General features: G+C 37.7%; 22 protein-coding genes. 13 read left to right on the top strand and 9 right to left on the bottom strand.

Going from position 1 to position 17367, the window contains the following annotated elements:
• Positions 1-38 precede the first annotated feature (38 nt).
• The 3 genes from BN1875_RS03315 to BN1875_RS03325 all read left to right on the top strand — a co-directional run bounded on the left by BN1875_RS03315 (position 39) and on the right by BN1875_RS03325 (position 1857).
• Positions 39-815: a hypothetical protein gene (locus tag BN1875_RS03315; protein WP_048603448.1), complete on the top strand. Its 777-nt coding sequence runs from the start codon at positions 39-41 to the stop codon at positions 813-815.
• Between the two features lie 21 nt (positions 816-836).
• On the top strand, positions 837-1355 hold the full coding sequence (locus BN1875_RS03320) for a GNAT family N-acetyltransferase (RefSeq protein WP_048603449.1): 519 nt from the start codon (positions 837-839) through the stop codon (positions 1353-1355).
• Positions 1356-1449: 94 nt separating this feature from the next.
• Positions 1450-1857, top strand: coding sequence for a VOC family protein (locus BN1875_RS03325; RefSeq protein WP_048603450.1), 408 nt, complete (start codon positions 1450-1452; stop codon positions 1855-1857).
• A gap of 58 nt (positions 1858-1915) precedes the next feature.
• On the opposite strand, the gene BN1875_RS03330 is transcribed toward BN1875_RS03325, so the two are convergent.
• From BN1875_RS03330 to BN1875_RS03340, 3 genes are all read right to left on the bottom strand, one after another.
• Positions 1916-2512 carry an ATP-dependent Clp protease proteolytic subunit gene (locus BN1875_RS03330; RefSeq protein ID WP_048603451.1) on the bottom strand — a complete coding sequence of 199 codons (597 nt, stop codon included), beginning with the start codon at positions 2510-2512 and terminating at the stop codon, positions 1916-1918.
• Positions 2513-2665: 153 nt separating this feature from the next.
• Positions 2666-4360: an oleate hydratase gene (locus BN1875_RS03335; RefSeq protein ID WP_048603452.1), complete on the bottom strand. Its 1695-nt coding sequence runs from the start codon at positions 4358-4360 to the stop codon at positions 2666-2668.
• A gap of 43 nt (positions 4361-4403) precedes the next feature.
• Positions 4404-4532, bottom strand: a complete 129-nt coding sequence (locus BN1875_RS03340) for a hypothetical protein (protein WP_048603453.1) — start codon at positions 4530-4532, stop codon at positions 4404-4406.
• A gap of 265 nt (positions 4533-4797) precedes the next feature.
• Here BN1875_RS03340 and BN1875_RS03345 point away from each other — a divergent pair, with 265 nt between their 5' ends.
• On the top strand, positions 4798-5397 hold the full coding sequence (locus BN1875_RS03345) for an SOS response-associated peptidase (RefSeq protein ID WP_048603454.1): 600 nt from the start codon (positions 4798-4800) through the stop codon (positions 5395-5397).
• Between the two features lie 79 nt (positions 5398-5476).
• Here the strand turns inward: BN1875_RS03345 and BN1875_RS03350 are convergent, their stop codons facing one another.
• The 3 genes from BN1875_RS03350 to BN1875_RS03360 are packed head-to-tail and all read right to left on the bottom strand — an operon-like array spanning position 5477 to position 9465.
• On the bottom strand, positions 5477-7546 hold the full coding sequence (locus BN1875_RS03350; protein ID WP_048603455.1) for a transglutaminase-like domain-containing protein: 2070 nt from the start codon (positions 7544-7546) through the stop codon (positions 5477-5479).
• Positions 7539-8528, bottom strand: coding sequence for a DUF58 domain-containing protein (locus BN1875_RS03355; protein ID WP_048603456.1), 990 nt, complete (start codon positions 8526-8528; stop codon positions 7539-7541). Before BN1875_RS03355 ends, BN1875_RS03350 begins: the two co-directional genes overlap by 8 nt.
• A 4-nt stretch (positions 8529-8532) precedes the next feature.
• Positions 8533-9465, bottom strand: coding sequence for an AAA family ATPase (locus BN1875_RS03360; protein WP_048603457.1), 933 nt, complete (start codon positions 9463-9465; stop codon positions 8533-8535).
• A gap of 257 nt (positions 9466-9722) precedes the next feature.
• Here BN1875_RS03360 and BN1875_RS03365 point away from each other — a divergent pair, with 257 nt between their 5' ends.
• The 5 genes from BN1875_RS03365 to BN1875_RS03390 all read left to right on the top strand — a co-directional run bounded on the left by BN1875_RS03365 (position 9723) and on the right by BN1875_RS03390 (position 12329).
• The gene (locus BN1875_RS03365; protein ID WP_048603706.1) at positions 9723-9920 is read left to right on the top strand and encodes a helix-turn-helix transcriptional regulator; all 198 of its coding nucleotides are present in this window, start codon (positions 9723-9725) and stop codon (positions 9918-9920) included.
• Positions 9921-10130: 210 nt separating this feature from the next.
• A complete protein-coding gene (locus BN1875_RS03375) occupies positions 10131-10415 on the top strand; it encodes a DUF2178 domain-containing protein (RefSeq protein WP_147570565.1) in 285 nt (94 codons plus the stop codon).
• 186 nt (positions 10416-10601) lie between these two features.
• Positions 10602-10997 (top strand): IS200/IS605 family transposase, encoded by a 396-nt coding sequence (tnpA, locus tag BN1875_RS03380; RefSeq protein ID WP_048603460.1) that lies wholly within the window; start codon positions 10602-10604, stop codon positions 10995-10997.
• 8 nt (positions 10998-11005) lie between these two features.
• Positions 11006-11245, top strand: a complete 240-nt coding sequence (locus BN1875_RS03385) for a hypothetical protein (RefSeq protein WP_048603461.1) — start codon at positions 11006-11008, stop codon at positions 11243-11245.
• Between the two features lie 7 nt (positions 11246-11252).
• On the top strand, positions 11253-12329 hold the full coding sequence (locus tag BN1875_RS03390; RefSeq protein WP_048603462.1) for an RNA-guided endonuclease InsQ/TnpB family protein: 1077 nt from the start codon (positions 11253-11255) through the stop codon (positions 12327-12329).
• A gap of 150 nt (positions 12330-12479) precedes the next feature.
• On the opposite strand, the gene BN1875_RS03395 is transcribed toward BN1875_RS03390, so the two are convergent.
• Positions 12480-12959: a GNAT family N-acetyltransferase gene (locus BN1875_RS03395; protein WP_048603463.1), complete on the bottom strand. Its 480-nt coding sequence runs from the start codon at positions 12957-12959 to the stop codon at positions 12480-12482.
• A 106-nt stretch (positions 12960-13065) separates the two neighbouring features.
• Between BN1875_RS03395 and BN1875_RS03400 the strand changes: the two genes are divergently transcribed.
• Positions 13066-13569, top strand: a complete 504-nt coding sequence (locus tag BN1875_RS03400; protein WP_048603707.1) for a cysteine hydrolase family protein — start codon at positions 13066-13068, stop codon at positions 13567-13569.
• A gap of 129 nt (positions 13570-13698) precedes the next feature.
• On the opposite strand, the gene BN1875_RS03405 is transcribed toward BN1875_RS03400, so the two are convergent.
• Positions 13699-14133: a VOC family protein gene (locus tag BN1875_RS03405; protein ID WP_048603464.1), complete on the bottom strand. Its 435-nt coding sequence runs from the start codon at positions 14131-14133 to the stop codon at positions 13699-13701.
• Between the two features lie 222 nt (positions 14134-14355).
• Here BN1875_RS03405 and BN1875_RS03410 point away from each other — a divergent pair, with 222 nt between their 5' ends.
• The 3 genes from BN1875_RS03410 (at position 14356) to BN1875_RS03420 (ending at position 15899) form a co-directional block, all read left to right on the top strand.
• Positions 14356-14676 carry a DMT family transporter gene (locus BN1875_RS03410; protein WP_048603465.1) on the top strand — a complete coding sequence of 107 codons (321 nt, stop codon included), beginning with the start codon at positions 14356-14358 and terminating at the stop codon, positions 14674-14676.
• A gap of 100 nt (positions 14677-14776) precedes the next feature.
• Entirely contained in the window at positions 14777-15454 is a 678-nt protein-coding gene (locus BN1875_RS03415; RefSeq protein ID WP_048603466.1) for a Tim44 domain-containing protein, read from the top strand.
• A gap of 103 nt (positions 15455-15557) precedes the next feature.
• On the top strand, positions 15558-15899 hold the full coding sequence (locus tag BN1875_RS03420) for a DUF2200 domain-containing protein (RefSeq protein ID WP_048603467.1): 342 nt from the start codon (positions 15558-15560) through the stop codon (positions 15897-15899).
• A gap of 88 nt (positions 15900-15987) precedes the next feature.
• Here BN1875_RS03420 and BN1875_RS03425 read toward each other — a convergent pair whose 3' ends face one another.
• Entirely contained in the window at positions 15988-17271 is a 1284-nt protein-coding gene (locus BN1875_RS03425; protein WP_048603468.1) for a PTS sugar transporter subunit IIC, read from the bottom strand.
• Positions 17272-17367: the final 96 nt, after the last annotated feature.

Consider the following 17367-nt stretch of genomic DNA (forward strand, 5'->3'; position numbering starts at 1 on the left):
TTATTGAACAGTTTGTTCGAAAAAGGAGGCAGTTTGAGATGGACATCAAGGCGACAATCCAGTTCACAGATAAGCAAACGGTAATTGAACTACCAGAATTGGGTAAATTGATTTTGACGAAAGCTAATAAATTAAAGCTGGATCAACCAGCCGTTGTTGTTTGGTCAAAGGATCAAATCGTTTTTGCAATTGAAAAAATTGAAGAAAAGGCAGAGGAGAAGGAGGGCGAACGAGCAGTCGCAATTTTCCCCCCTGAAGAGATTGAACTTGGCTATCTTTCTGAAAAATTAGCACAAATCGCAGAGGAAAATGGCGTAAAATTAACAAAGCGGGACACACCTGCAAAAATTCCTTCAAATCATGAAAAATTAGTGATGAATTATCTTGATACAATTTTAGTTGTGTTAGATAGTTTTGGTGTGACTTTAAAGCCAAAACCAAAGAAAAAACCAGCAAAAGCGCAACATCGCTGGAGCAAAGCTGTGAGTGAAAAAGAATTTTATGTGGAAGCTTATGAGGCAAAAGCCACTGTTATTTGGCAAAAACGGAATGAAATGTTGATTAAAGCTGGCGCTGTGATGAAGCCTGTTGCACCGCTTAATAAAGATGGTTCTGTGGGAATGTCTGCACGTTTTGGGGAAAAGATTCGTTCAGAGCATGCAGATAAATTCAAAAATTTTGTGACAACAGAAGATATCATTTTAAAAAGCGTCAATGAAGTGGGGCTGTTTCTTTATTTTGCAGGAACAAATAGCTGGCTGGAACTAAAGGACGCTGAGGGTAAAACGATTGATGAATGGACGGTTGTGAAGTAGAGAAAAGGCAGGAGAATAGTAGTGAAAAAAATTTTCTTAGTAGAAGCAACTTCAAGCTACAAAAAAGAAATCGGGAATTTTAAAGCAGCGTTTCCTGCTGGTACGAATAAAATTGAAGGAAGCAGTGATTTAGCTGCTAGTCCATCGATTGATAAATGGTTGACTTCACTAGAACAATTACGTTCACCTACTACACCAAGTGGAAAGGTTCCCGGCATTCAATTTCTGGCAATTGATGAGGATCAAAAGATTATTGGAATGCTAAATCTGCGCTTAAGATTAAATGACTATCTTCTGAATTTTGGCGGACACATCGGTTATGCCATCCGACCGGACGAACGGAAGCAAGGGTATGGAACAGAAGTTTTAGCACTCGGTCTACAGGAAGCAAAAAAAAATGGGATTAAACGAATTTTAGTGACATGTAAAGAAACGAATCAGGCTTCAGCAAGAGTCATTGAAAAGAACTATGGACGATTAGAGGATAAACGGTTGAATCATGAAAAGCAGTTAATGAGAAGATATTGGATAGTACTGTAGAAGAAAGTTACCTTTTTCTAAAGGAAAATCCCATACTTTGACAAATAAAACGCTTTCGTGAGATGATATTTGCATAAAAGTGGAGGTGACGGAAATGGCAACAATGGTATTTGCAAACTTTCCAGTGAAAGACTTAGCAAAAGCAACAGAATTTTATACGAAGTTGGGATTTACTCAAAATAAAGAATTTTCCGATGAACGGGCAAGTGGGATGGTCTGGGATGATAATTTCTGGGTGATGCTGCTGACACGAGATTACTATAAAGAGTTCATTGGCGACAAAGAAGTCATGGACCCTCAAAAGATGAGTGGAGCTTTAGTTGCTTTTGGTTTAGAAAGTGCCGATGCGGTCCGTAAATTTGCGAAAACAGCAGAAGAAAATGGGGGCTCTTATTATAAATCAGCACCAAATGAAGCGATCCCTGAAGAGACGATGCTCGGATATGAAGTCAGTGATTTGGATGGCAACATTTTAGAACCAACATGGATGGCAATGCCATAAAATAAAATGAGAAAAAGGTGAAGCAGATTTTTCTGCCGCACCTTTTTTTGAATGAAGATTAATTTGCAACCTCATCAGATGTTTGAACAATCTTACCAACGATGCCATAATCTTTTGCTTCGTCAACGGTCATCCAGAAATTCCGATCAGTATCTTTTTGAACTTTTTCAATAGGTTGTCCAGTAGCTTCCGCAATCAAACGATTGATCCGTTCACGGGTTCGAATGATTTCTTTGGCTTCAATTTGAATTTCTGTCGATTGTCCTTGAACACCGCCAGCTGGTTGATGGATCATGTAACGGGTATTTGGTAAACTGTAGCGATTTTCTTTCTCAGCACCCAAATAAATTGTGATCCCAGCACTCGCTACCCAACCAGTACCGATTATATTTACTTTTGGTTTGATAAATTGAATGACGTCATGGATCGTATCACCGGATTCCACATGACCACCAGGAGAATTGATGTAGACATTGATGGGGTCATCTGCTAAAGCTGCCAACAAAAGTAATTGTGAAGTGACATCTTTCGCTAATTCTTGAGTGATCTCACCATAAATCAATACAGTTCGTTGTTCCAATAATTTTTTCCGGTAAATACTGGAAAGATCATTGCTTTGTTTTTCTTTTTCGTCTTCTTCATCTAAATAAAACATGAAGCCACCTCTTTCTTTCGCTATCACTAAAATGATAGAACAAAAAAGGAATAAACACAATCAATAGCTATTATTTCTGTCCTTTCAAAAAAGAATGGAAAAAAACGCCCTCAAAGTGGACTTTTTACCTTTGAGGGCGTTAGCCTTTAGAACTTATTCAAACATTTTCTTAGCAGCCCGAGCCAAGGTTTTTAAATCTTTGTCGTAGCGTGGCGTTGGTACCAAGCGGGACATTGGAATGCCGGCAAAATGGTAAGCGGCAATCTCGCCGGAACGGACAGCACTTTGTTCAGTAAAGATCATTTGATAAGGTTGTTCTACAAATTCACCGGTAAAGGCCAGATTGGTTGAATGTTGTGGAATGACTTTTGGACGATCCGTTTTTGCTCGATTATTGAACAATGCGGAAGCATACGGCATGTAAACGGGAATATTATTGATGACACTTTCCATGATTTCTGCTTCTTTGTCACGAATATTTCCAGGACCGGGATCGACTTTTGACAGTTGCCCGATTAATTCTTGCAACATTTCTTTTCCGTTCATCTTGATGTATTGTTTGTCCACGAATTCACCACGACGGCGAGGATACAAGAAGTAACCCCAGATAACCGTTTCGTTTGGTTGTTGCGTTGTAAAGTGTGGTTGGTGGTGGACAACGATCGACATGTTGACATCTTTTTGACCAAGAGGCGTAATTGGCGTCGTTGAAACAAATGAGTTTAAAGCATTTCCGGGTACTTGGGTCGTAATACGAGTGATTTCATTTAAAAGAACATGATTTTTTGTGGTCAAAGTAAAGCTGACCCATTCACTGGCATTGCGATCGGCAAAGAATTTATCGGGATTACCTAAATTGTAGAAACGGTCGCTGGCTTTTTTCCATAAGCTTGAGGCAGCACCGTAATCCATATTTTCAGGAGCTGCATGCTCAAAATCACCCAGTGTTGCGGAATCGGTGATTGAACCGTTTGTAAAGATAACTGCTGTGTCTTCATCAACAGGAACATATTCTTCTTCATTCGTTTTGGTATTCAGCATCTTCAAACCAGTCACCGTAATTTCATCTTGCATCGTCGTTTCCTTGAAATCCCAATCAGTAACTAAGCGATCCAAAACAATTTTACAGCCTTGTTCTTTCAAATAATTGATTAAAGGCAGCATAATACTTTCATATTGATTGTAGCGAGTCCGATTGACACCGACTAAATGTTCGATTTGAGTGAATTCATAAATCATTTGATGCATGTAGCGTCGTAATTCTTGTGCAGAGCTTTGCAAACGAAAGGCAAAAGTTGTTTCCCACATAAACCAAAAATTAGTTTCAAAAAAGTGAGGATCATCTTTAAAATATTTAGCAATGGATAGGTTATCCAGCTTTTCTTCTTCGGAATCAGGCATAGCAATCAATTTCGTCAATAGAATCCGATCTTTATTGTTTAAACCAAGATGTCCACCATCAATGATGCCTTTGCCGCCTTCCAATAGACGTGCTTTATCAAAGGTGCGGTGTTTTGCATCAAAATCGCGAGTGTCTTCTGCCGCTGTCATATCTGATTCGGTTGCAGAAGGAATCCGATCCAAAAGATCCATTAAGTCCACATAGGTCCGGTAATTCAGCATCCGACCGCCACGGGCAACATAACCCTTTTGGTTTTCCATCGGATGATTCTTATTCCAATATTCATCTGTAACTGTTTCTGTTGGTGCTCCGTCGTTTGAACCATGATCATCTAAAGAATAAAAGGTGATTTGTTCGCCATTCCATCTGCCTTCTTGAATCAAGTAAACAGCTGCTGCCATATTTGATAAACCGGCACCAATCATTATAGCTTTATTTTTTTTCATCACTAATTCCTCCATCATTGTTAACTTCCGACATTCTTAGAAACTAGATAGACTCATATTCATCGTATAAGTGACTATCATCTTCGAAAAAGCCTGTTTTTTTAGCAAGGTAAGCTGCACCTAATGCTAGGATACCTACTGTTAAGCCAATGCCAAATAATTTCTTTTTCATGATGAATTGCTCCTCTCCAAAATAAAAAATTGATGAAACCTGGGTGTTGCATGAATCGTTACTCATTCCTTCTTTCTATAAAACAAGCATAGACCTGCTTAAAAATGAATGCAAAACATACGGGCTGAAGGACAGGGACTATTTAGACAGTTGGTGTTGTTTGTCTAAAAAAGGAATCAATGAAGCAAAATAGAGGGTTTCTTTTCGAAGGCATAGTAAAATAAAAGAAAGATTAGCGACAGGAAAATAGAAAGGGTGATGAGAAATGTGCGGAAGATATTTTTTTGACAAACACTCCGAGAAACTCAAGGCATATTGGGATTCGGCAATGAAACGTAGAAAAAAGGATGTTGAGGTATCTTTAGCAGAAATCTATCCTTCTAATCACGTCGTTACATTAGGGGCGAATAAGCAAGGAGAGGTTGTTGCTGGAATTACCCGATGGGGGTTTGAAGGCTTTCGCAAAGGGCAACTATTGATCAATGCGCGATCAGAAACAGTGGAAGAAAAGAAAACTTTTGCAAAACATTTTCGAGAAAATCGCTGTGTTTTTCCCATGAGCGGCTTCTATGAGTGGAAAGAGAAAGAAAAATTTTTCTTTTCAAAAGGAGAAACGCTGTATGTAGCCGGTTTTTATCGGATTCATAAGAAGGAAGCAGGCTTTGAGACTGAATCGATTATCCTGACGACTGAAGCAAATGCATCAGTAGAACAAATCCATGACCGGATGCCGCTAGTGATCGAAGAGGAACAGATCAATCAATGGATTACTGATATCGACTTCGCACGGGAAATAATTTCTCAATCAATGCCACTTTTAGAAGTGAAATTAATTGAGGATAAAAAAGAAAATTCTCGCAAATAACTGCTTCAAAAAGTAAATCCGATGACCGTTGCTCTTATTGATAAGAGAAGCAGTCATCGGATTTGTTTATGGATGAAAGTTATTGCTGCTTTTTTGAAAAGAATAGGCCGTGCAAACTTTCTAAAAGAAAATTTTTCGTTGTCGGATTTTTTGAATGGTTGTAAAGAAAATTCTCATACTGATTGGTTGCCGTTTGCCAACTGCCATTTAGTTTCCATGCCGCTTCTGTTCGTTGGCTGTAAACAGTTAGAGTTTCTGCTGGTTGTCGAGGAAGTCTTTTTGAAAATAAAAAGAGCAGCAAACGGTAGCCGCGATCAAAGGAAAGCAGTCGAATCGCAACGGAAAAAAGATAATATAGCCAAAATTTGGCGGTAATCAAAAGCACCGAAACCAATAGGAAGAGTGCAAGACGTAGATAATTTTGTCCATTTGAAGGCGTCTCTTGGGTAAAGTCGCTGCTGCTTATTTGAGTCGTTTCCATTGTTGTCGTATTTAAGGAGCTCGACTCTGAGGGAGAGTCGTCCGCAGTCGGAAGTGTTGAATCAGCTGACTGATCCTGAGAAAAGGCGTCAGAAAATGCCGGTGTGGGTTCAAACGGCAGCCAACCATAATTTGTAAAATAAACTTCCGGCCAAGAATGGGCATCGGCATTTCGAATCGTGATTTCAGCGACATCTTCTGTTTCCACGATATTTCCACTATTGAAGCCCTTTGCCCAACGTGTTGGAATCTCTAAACTGCGTAACAAAACAATCATAGCTGTCGAAAAATTATCACAGTAACCAACCTTTGTGTCAAAAAGAAAGTAATCTACGTAATCACGATTTTCTGGCGTATATTCTGCATCAATTTTGGAATAACGTAATCCTCCTCCGGCACGAAGATACCTTTGAACAGCCTCAACTTTTTCTAATTGACCTTGAGTCCCCTCCGTAATTTCTACCGCTAACTCCTTTACACGACCCGGTAATGAATCAGGCAGCTGGGTATACATCTGCATACCATCGGGAAGGGCTGCTTCTTGAATGGTTTCCGGTCTTTCAAGGGGACGAAAGGATAACTGTTGTTCCGTTTTCGTTGGTGAAAAAGAGATATGTTCCGTTTCACGTTGGTAACGAACATCGGTTAATGAATCCGGAATATTCCATTGACTATTTCCATATGGCAGAGGTAAATAAGACAATGTTTCTTGTGGGAAGATATTGATGGTTTCACTGTCCTCCACCAATGTTTCTGGATAGGAAAAAAGTGAGAAGGGATCAGCCGGAATTCCTCTGTCACTCCCTGTATCTGTCCAGCCTTTTCCACTGTAATTTGTTTTAGTCTCAACGCGCCAATAGCTGGGCTCAGTCATTTTTGTCGTAAACAAAACCGTAAAATCATCTGCCAGCGGACCACCAAGATTGGTATCGTCTTCTGAAAAACCACTTCGTTTCAGTGTATTCAATCCACTTCCATAATCAGCGATCGCATCAAAAATACCCGCTTGATTGATACGATTTCGCAAGGGCTGTCCCCAGAAAAAAACTTCTTTTTGCACTTGTGGCAAACCAATCGGAAAAGTAAAAGCCAACACCCCGATAAGACTTAAAAAGAGTAGCAATCGGAAATTTTTTCTTTGGCTATTTTTTTCTGTCAGTAAAAAGCCGCAACTGCTGATGGAAACCAAGACACCTTCGAGTAATAGAGTTTGATGATTGAAAATCGTCAATAAAATCAAGTAGCTGATTGTAGCGAATACGGCAAAACGCCAACGATAAAACCGTAAGATCAATAAACTTAACAAAAGTAAGAAACTGACCATAAACAAAAGGGCTAAATCAACATGTAAGTAGGAAGCATTTCCTTGGTAAATCAACTGTAAGTGACTCTGAATACGCCGAATAAAGGCAGAAAGCCACGCTTGAAAAGCTAATTGAGGGGCTACAGGAATCGCAAATCGCAAGAACCACAGAGTCAGTACAAGTGTCCCGGTGATACGTAAAAGTCGCCAGGGAAGAGAGAGCAAAAGTTGCAGTAAAAATAAGAAGAGATATAAACTCCATGTTGGAGAAAATTCATTAGCTTTAGAAAAAGGAGTTATCATAGTAGCCAACAGCAAAAAAGAAAAAAGTGAAAAAAGCCAACGTTTTCCTCTCGATTCAGTCATCGGCAGCCACCACCTTTGGTAAAGTCCACCTTTGTTTCTTCCCATGAATCTGAAGGTTTTCTTTTTGTTCGATTCGAGTCACTGAATTATTTTGCTGTAACCAGTCAATGATCGAATTGGTCGACTCCTTTTGTTCGCTGAAAAGCAAAATACTTCGATTTTTTGGCATAGCTTCAGGTGGATCTCCACGATGATAATCTGCCCATTCTTTGGCGGGGATGTTTTGAGAAAGGACTCCTTTTTGAGACCAAAGGACAAAGTGGAAATCGTTTTTATGCTGCTGATAAAGGGAATAATATAAACCAAGCAACTCTTCTGAATCGGACCACAAAAGCGCAAGAATTGGTTGATTTTTTTCCGGAAGTAATTCTCGAGTCACAAGGTCTTCCATCCGGGCAGAAAGCTTCCAATTGATTTGATTCAACGGGTCTCCATAGTGATAACTACGATGGTCAGCAATTTCTGAGGAAAATTCATCTTTTCCATGAAGCAATCCTTTTTTAAGTAAAAATGCATAAAGATTCTGACTGTACTCAAGGTTTAGTTTGGGCAAGATAAGTAGCTCAGTGTTTAACAAATATCGTTTTCTTCGACGTAATTTGCCAGTGAGATCACGAATTTCTAACGAGAGGGGTAGAGTATCGACTGTACCTCTATATTTGAAAAAAACAGACAAATAAAAAATTTCCTGTTTGTCGAGAACGATATTTTCGCCATTAATCGTTATATGTGAGTACAGATGCCGTTTTTGATTGAAATGAATAGGTAATTTTTCTTTGGTTTGAACATGGGTAATTGTTTGGTTCAAAGAAAATAAGAGAAAACGACTGGGGAGGAGCCATAGTACCCAGTTAACGAAACAAAATAAACCGTAGAAATAAAAGAGATACCAGCCAAGAGAATAATTAAATCCAAAGGCATAGAGTCCCAAGATGAATAGAACCACTACTTGTAGAAAAAAATGGAAAATCGTTTTTATCATTTTGCTACCTCACTGGAACGGGTGTCTGAGCAATGATTTCACGGATGATTTGATCGACTTGTTTTTGAGAGAAATCTTTTAAAATTAAGCGATGATGAAAAACCGCCGGTACAACTGCTTGTAGGTCGTCCGGTATTACATAGGATCGCCCCCAAGTTAATGCATAAGCTTTTGCAGCCTGGATGAAAGCGACACCGGCACGAGGAGAAATGCCTAAAATTAATTCAGGATGAACCCGAGTTGCTTGAATCAACTGAAGCGCATAGTGTAAAAGCTCTGGAGCAACATGGACCTGCTGAACATTTTGTTTTAGAACAGTCAATTGTTCTAGGGATAAAACGGGAGCAACAGTACGTGTAGCAGTCGTTCCCGCTAACATTTGCAATTCAAAATTTGTCGCTGGGTAACCTAATTTCAAGCGAAATAAAAAGCGATCCAGTTGTGCCTCAGGAAGAGGATAGGTACCTTCATTTTCCAATGGGTTTTGGGTAGCAATCACAAAAAAATGCGGATTCAACGGCATGGAAGTTGATTCGATCGTCACCTGCTTTTCTGACATGGCTTCCAGTAGCGCTGCTTGTGTTCGAGGTGTCGTTCGATTCAATTCATCTGCTAAAAGAATCGTTGTGAAGATCGGTCCTTGATGGAATTCAAATTGATTGGTTTGCCGATTAAAAATGGAAACACCTAAAAGATCACTGGGCAATAAATCAGGTGTAAACTGAATTCGTTTGAAATCGGCTTGAATGGCTTGAGTCAGCGTTTTTGCCAGCAACGTTTTTCCAACACCAGGTACATCTTCAAACAGCACATGCCCATCAGCTAATAATGCTGTGATCGTTAGACGTAAAATTTCTGGTTTACCAAGAATATTTTGTTCTAAAACAGCCATTAATTCATTGATTTTTGCTTCTGCATGTTTAAAAGATTTCTCCATAAGTAACACCACTTTCATCATTGGTTGGGGTGTGAAAATAAAGAATAGCAAAAGGCTATCACTTTATTAATAGATAGGTTTAATTCATTATCCCAAACTTTTTGTGATACCACAAAGACTTTCTCTAATTTATTTCCAATAAAAATAATTTTATTAATAAGTAAAGTTGACTTTACAAAAGAGAAGCTTTATACTTTGATCAAAATAAAGTTAACTTTACAATTCGGCGTAGAATGTTAGGAGTTGAGAATGTGCCAATCCGTAATACAGTAAGGGAGCAACGAAAAAAACAAGGGCTGACACAAGCAGAGTTGGCTGATAAAGTTCAAGTCTCGAGGCAAACGATTATATCTATGGAAAAGGGTTCTTACGTACCATCTCTAGAGCTTGCATTGGACTTGGTGGCAGTTTTTGATTTAAAAATTGAAGATTTGTTTGAAAAGAGGGAAAACTGATGGAGACAATTAAGGGAATACAACGGAAAAATTTATTTTTAGTAGTTTTTTTCTGGGTAGTTGGGGGATCATGGGTTCTTTTGAACAAACTAGAAAGTATCAATAACTATCTTTCATTCCCACAGGTTATGGGTCTTATGTTAGGTATCGCGGCTATTTTGTTAGTCCTGTTGATTTTTGCTATTTTATTGTTACTAAAAGGAGTGAAGGATGCTCGAAAACATAATCCTTACTACACGTTTATCAATTTTTTTATTTTCCGAGTTGCGAGTGACAGAAGAGTTTGAGGATGAACGAACGACCAAAATCAGTCAAAAGGCAAGCCTACGTTCATCTGCTTATACCGAAGCATTTATTAGCTTTCTTCTTTTTTTATTAATAATCACTGGTGGCAAGCGAGTCTCTACCGAAATCTTATTGTTGCTGGGTCTTTTGGCAATAAGTATCAAACAGCTTTCCTATATCTATGTGTGGCGAAAAGAATACTTTTGGTAAGAAAAGAGATCGAATTACAGAATTTCTGAACGAGAAAGCCCACGGTTTTAATCGTGGGCTGATAGTGAAGTAGGTATGAGGGTTCTCTGCTGAGGACTCGAAGACCTAAATCTATCCTTTCTTTTTTTGATGTATAAAGCTGTATGTTTAACAATGAAACATACACAAATATGCTACAATTAATTTATGGAAGAATATCGCAGAACCAAGACAACAGTAAGTTTAATCAACTATCATTTTGTTTTTTGCTCCAGATATCGACGAAAAATTTTTTTGAATCAGAAATTAGATTTGCGATTCAAAGAGTTGGTCCATCAAATAGCAGATACTCACAGATTTAAAATTATTGCTTTAGAAACAGATAAAGACCACTGTCATTTATTTTTAAATGCACTCCCACCTTATAGTCCTGTGGATATAATGGCAAAAGTGAAGGGCGGAACTTCAAGAATTTTGCGTGACGAGTTTCCAGAGTTGAAGGCTATGCCAAGTCTTTGGACACGCAGTTATTTCGTTTCCACCGCAGGAAATGTATCTAGCCAAACAATTAAACAGTATGTTGAAAATCAACGAAAGCGGTGATCCCACGCATGACCCTAAAATTTGAGGATGCTACTAAAGAACAATATGAATTAGGCGAGTATATCGCTAAAATTGGCAATAATGCTGGATATAGTCAAGAAGCAGTTGATAAAGTTCCATACATCTACGATGAATATTGCTATTTGTGTTATCAAGCAATTCCAAACAATAAACGAGAACTGATAAAAGCTGTCCGCTTATTCAAAAATAAAAATGATATATTGTCTGAATTTAAAGAGTTGAGGTAAAAAAGTTATGCCACAAGCAATGACGGTAAAAATAAAGCTTAATCCAACAAAGACACAAATAAAATTAATTCAAACGTCTTCTTTAACTTATATTGAGGTAGTCAATTTATTAGTTTCTGAAATGGTTATTGCTGAGAAAGTAACGAAAAAAACCTCTAAAGACGTCCCTGCCCCACTAAATAGTGCAGTTAAAAATCAAGCCATTCGTGATGCGAAATCTGTTTTTCAAAAAGTTAAGAAAAGTCATTTTAAGAAGATACTCGTCTTGAAAAAACCAGTTATTATTTGGAATAATCAGAATTTCACTATTTGCCCTTCTAGCATTAAAATGCCCTTTGTGATTGATGGCAAGTCTAAAAAAGTTGAAATTTTTGCAGACATTCCTAAATACGAGCTATCTCTTTTGAAAAAAGCTAATAAAATTGGGACTCTGCGAGTCACTAAAAAAAGAAATCACTATATAGCTCAGATTGGGATTGAAATCTCTGAAAAAGTGAACACGTCCACTAAAATAATGGGTGTCGATTTAGGCATTAAAATTCCTGCGGTATGTTGCACAGCTGAAAATGAAGTTAAATTTTCTGGTAATGGGCGTATGAACAAGTATGTTCGACGCTATCACAATTCTCGTAGGAAGGAATTAGGGAATGCTAAAAAATTAAATGCAATTAAAAAATCAAAAGATAAAGAGCAACGTTGGATGAAAGACCAAGACCATAAAATTAGTAGAGAAATCGTAGATTTCGCTAGTAAACACAATGTCGGAATTATTCGTTTAGAAAAATTGGCGAATATCCGCAAACAGACAAGAAAAAGTCGTAAAAACAACCATTCTTTAAGTAATTGGTCATTCTATTGTTTAGCATCTTTTATCGAATATAAAGCAAATTTAGTTGGTATTAAGGTTGAATATGTTAATCCAGCCTACACCAGTCAAAGATGTCCGAATTGTGGGCATCAACATCATGCAAAAGACCGAAGGTATTATTGCTCTGATTGCGGATATATCGGTCATAGAGATATTGTCGGTGCAAAAAATATCATTTATGCACCTATACTTGATGGTAAAAATCAAGTAGCCTAAACAGCTATATGCTCTGGTTTAGGATAGGGTATTGGCATACCCTTAGCTTTGGGCTAGTACAAAACAGAAATGGACAGCGTACGGTTTAGTACCAAAGAATCCCACCTCAATTCCGAAGGAATGAGGCTTGTGACTTAAGTCGTGGGAGTGTCAATTCTCTAGATCCAATAAATACCATGCATTCATCGCTGAATGCTCGCTACCTTTTAACGGCCCATTCAATAACTGAAAACCATATTTTTCATATAAGCGACAAGCGGTTGCTAAATCCGTGTGGGTTTCAAGATAGCACTGACGATAATGCTTCTTGGCAAAGTTAAGGGCTGCTACCATTAGTTTTTTTGATAAGCCAAGGCCTTGAAATTTCTCCGCTAGATATAATTTTTGTAGTTCACAAATGCCACTTGCTTCTGAAAAAGGTGCAATTCCAACGCCACCGATAATTTGGTGCTCTTGCTCAATGACCCAATATTGTCCGGGAGAATGGGTTCGATAGTAATTGAATAAATCATCCAATTGGGGATCAAAATATGCGGTACCGGGAATATCATAGCCAAGCGTTTTTAAGGAGTCTTGGACAAGTTTTTTGATGGCAGGATTGTCTGCTTTTGTCATTTTTCGTAGTTTCATAGGTATCAGGCTCTTTCTTCATATAAAAGTTTAAATTATCTTAGAGAAAAATGGTTGGATTGTCAATAGAGACGAAAAAATGAAAGAATCGAAAGAAGGAATTCTAATGAAACCCGTCGCAGATGCACTACTGATTATCGATTTACAAAATGGTGTTTGCTATGATGGAACACCAATTCATAACTTAACAAAGGTAGTTAAAGAAACAAATCAGAGAATTGACGACTACGATAAGGCAGGAAAAACAATTATTTTTATCCAACATGAGGATGAAGAATTGATTCCGGAAACTGAAATGTGGGAACTTCTTCCAGAATTATTTCTTCCTGCAAAAAGTTATTTTGTCAGAAAAATCCATGCAAACTCTTTTTATCACACAAATTTACAAGAACTATTGGAAAAAAATGAGTGTCGCTCCCTTGAAATCTGTGGTGCTCAGACCGAGTATTGTATTGATACCACCGTTAAATTTGCTCATGGATTAGGGTATAAGCTATGGATGAGAAGAGGGGGAACGACGACCTATAGTAATGACTATATGACAGTAGAAACAACGATTAACTTCTATGAGAAAATTTGGAATCGGAGATTTTTAACGTTTATTGAATAAAAACATTTGATATAAATGTAAAATCTTTCTGTGACTAATAAAATTAACTAACATTTAGTTCTCATCATTCAATGGGTCAAGGGGACAGAAAAAACCATGTCCGATAAAATTCAGGACATGGTTTCTAAATTATTCAATAATCAACATATCATTTTGATCAAATTTCCATGCACTAGAATAGGCGACTTCCCAGAAATATCCGTTGATATCTTTAAAGTAGCCACTATACCCACCCCAATCGCCCCAAGTTAATGGTTTTACTAGCATGCCGCCATTTTTGAGGGCATTTTCAAATGTTTGTTCGGCTTCTTTCTCACTTTTGGTATTGAAAGCCAAAGTCATCCCATTAAAAGACTGTGGCATCGGATGATCTGTTTCTGAAATTCCAATATCTTTTAGCAATTCTTTGTAAGGAAAAAGTTCAAGTTTAGTGCCAAAATTATTATAAAAAACAATCGTTTCAGAATTTTTGTCATTTGGTTCCTCAAAGCCTAGTGCTTTATAAAATTTTCTAGATGCTGAAAGATCTTTTACGCCCAGACAAATTAAATGGATACTGTTCATTCGTTTACACCTCATTTCATTTATATACTCAGGATACCATATTTGTATATGCAGGGCTTGATTTTTAGACTTATGGTTTCCTGTAAGGAAAAAGTTGACGTTTTTCTGATTTTTAGTATAATAGTCGTAATATTTAAACGCCGCCGGGCGAGACAATTACCTTCCTCTTTAGGTCTAGTAGAGGAGGCGTAGTTGTCTTTTTTAGTTTAGGAGGAAGAGAAAATGGCATGGATGTATTTAATAATCGCAGGAGTTTTTGAAGTGGTTTGGGCGACCACCATGAAATTGAGTGTGGGTTTCTCTAAATTTGGTTTTTCAATGGCAACCGTTGTAGGAATGATTTTGAGTTTCTTTTTCTTAGCAAAAGCAACAAAGTTATTGCCTTTAAGTTTGGCGTATCCAATCTGGACAGGAGTTGGTGCCGTGGGATCGATTCTTGTCGGCGTTCTTTTGTTCAAGGATCATCTTTCATTATCGACGTGGCTTTTTATCGGTTTATTGATTACCGGAATTATTGGGATTAAAGTAACGAGCGGGCATTAGCACTTTAACCAGTAATTAAATAACGAAAAAATATTTACTTTTATTGATAGGAGGCGTATACTTCTAAAAATTGGAACAAAAGCATAGGAGAACTATCTAAATGAAGAAAAAAATTTTGATTTGTTTATGCCTTATAAGTTTTGCATTACTGCTTTTTTTTGTAGCTCCACAAGAAACATTTGCTAGATTTGGCGGAAGCCATGGAGGGAGTTCTTTTTCTAGAGGGGGGAGCTATTCAAATACACATAGCTATTTTTACCAACATCCAATTCGTTCTTGGGGAATGCGTGGTTGGTCTTCGTTCTTTTTCAATAATATCCTGTTGATTCTTCTTCCTGCCTTTGGTCTTTATAAATTTCTTTTCAACAAAGGAATCGGAAGAGGTCCACGAGTTTCAAAGGAGATAAATAAAACATTTCGCGGATTGTTCATGAATTTTCAAGAGGCATGGTCAATGAACAATCTTACACCGATAAAAGACAAAATGTCCACATCATTGTATAAAAAGAATTCCCAAATAATTGAGGAATATAAAAAAGACCATAAATATAATAAATTGGAAGATATAAAAATTTTTAGTGTTACTGAGGTACGAAGTTTTTCTGATACCATGCTTGTTCTGCGTGTAGATGCTGCTATGAAAGATTATTTTATCTCCGACTCTGATTCAACAGAACAAATTGAAGAAGCTAAAAAGCAAGCAAAAAGAGAGCGGTTTTCTGAGGAGTGGACCTTAGCAAAAGAAGCTGGGAATTGGATTGTATTGGATATCCACTAATAATCTCTCTTTTGTTTGGTAAAAGAGAGAAAGCTGGGATATAATAAAAAAAATTAATAGATAAATATCCGTAGTTCAAAAACTTTTTTTGAGGAGAATCACAATGAGCAGAATCTATAAAGTTTCGTTTGCTAGTGTTTACCCAATGTACATTCAGAAGCTCGAAAAAAAAGGGCGTACGAAAGCTGAGCTTGACGAAGCCATCGAATGGCTGACAGGATTTGATGCAGCCACCCAGCAAAAATTAATTGATGATGAGGTAACTTTTGAAGAATACTTTGATCAAGCCCAAATCAATCCGAATGCTGCATTAATCAAAGGTGTCGTTTGTGGCGTTCGTGTTGAAACGATTGAAGAACCATTGATGCAAAAAATTCGTTACCTAGATAAACTAGTAGATGAATTAGCCAAGGGAAAATCAATGGAAAAAGTTCTACGTAGTTGATTAGGTACCAATCAAAAAGCACCACTTCTATTTTCCAGAAAAATTGGAAGAGAGAAGTGGTGCTTTATTTCATTCAACAGGAAACACTTTAGGCTTCTGCTTTCATACGACGAACTTCTTGGATTTGTGCCAATTTTACAAATGGCAGGTAAATCAAGATAGAAATGACTAAGTTTACTGCAGCAAGAACACCGCCAGCTAAACTTTGTGTAGACAGGATACCGCCGATAATAGGTGGAGTCGTCCAAGGTGCGATGATTGAACAGGCTGGAACCAATCCGGTTGCAGTAGCAACATATGCGACAGTCACTAGAACAAGTGGAGTGAAGACATATGGAATGAACAAGATTGGGTTTAATACAACTGGTAACCCGAACATAACGGGTTCATTAATCATGAAAACACCTGGGGCAATGGATAATTTTGCTACTGTCATGTAAGCTTTGTGTTTACGAGCGACTAAGAAAATAGCAATTAAAAGACCCAAAGTTGCACCGGTACCACCTAAGTTAACAAAGGAGTCAAAGAAAGGTTTGTTAACAATAAAAGGCATTTTTTCGCCAGATTGTAGTGCTTTTACATTTGCTTCAATTGCAGGAATATTGATTGTTTGCATAAATGGATCGATGATATTTGCACCATGCAAACCAAAGAACCATAAGAATGCAGAAATAAAACCAAGTAAAAGAGCGGCAGGATACGAGTTGGCCAAGCCCATAAATGGTTCTTGAACCAATTCATAAAAAGCTGTCACGATACTAGTTACACCTGCTGCTTGGAATAATGCAGTAATAAAAGCAAAAATCGCTACTGTAATCATTGCGGGGAAGAGAGCAGCAAATGAACGAGAAACTGCAGGTGGCACACCATCAGGCATCTTGATTACTAACCGTTGATTGCCGATAAGTCTTCTGAAAATCTCAGTAGAGCAGACTGCAACGATCAATGCTAAAAATAATCCTTGTGAGCCTAGTCCAGCATTACTCAAATTTCCATCGGCATCAACTGGTAATGCACCTAGAGCGAAGAAACTAGAAACTGAAATTGCACCTGCAGCTAAAGCATCTTTGCCATAGCTTTTTGCCAAATTATAGGCAACAGTGAAAGCAATCAGTAACGCCAAAATTGAAAAGGTACCTGAAGATAAATTATTTCCGAAAGCTTGCCATTTTCCTTCACCGAAAAGGTTGTTCATAAATGTGATATATGGTGGGATAGGTAAATTATTTATTAATACCCCGAATGATCCTAAAATCATTAATGGCATCGTGACGATAAACCCATCACGAATAGCAACTAAATGGCGTTGTGCCCCAATTTTAGAAGCAACCGGAATAAAATGTTTTTCCATAAATGCAACAAAATTATCCATGATTATCTCCTTAATAAAAGTATTCATGTTCTAGAACGGTTGAAACTGAAATCGATTTCTCATTTATAGTAGCACCAAAAAAGATAAATGACTAGT

Source organism: Enterococcus massiliensis, assembly GCF_001050095.1.
Classification (GTDB): domain Bacteria; phylum Bacillota; class Bacilli; order Lactobacillales; family Enterococcaceae; genus Enterococcus_C; species Enterococcus_C songbeiensis.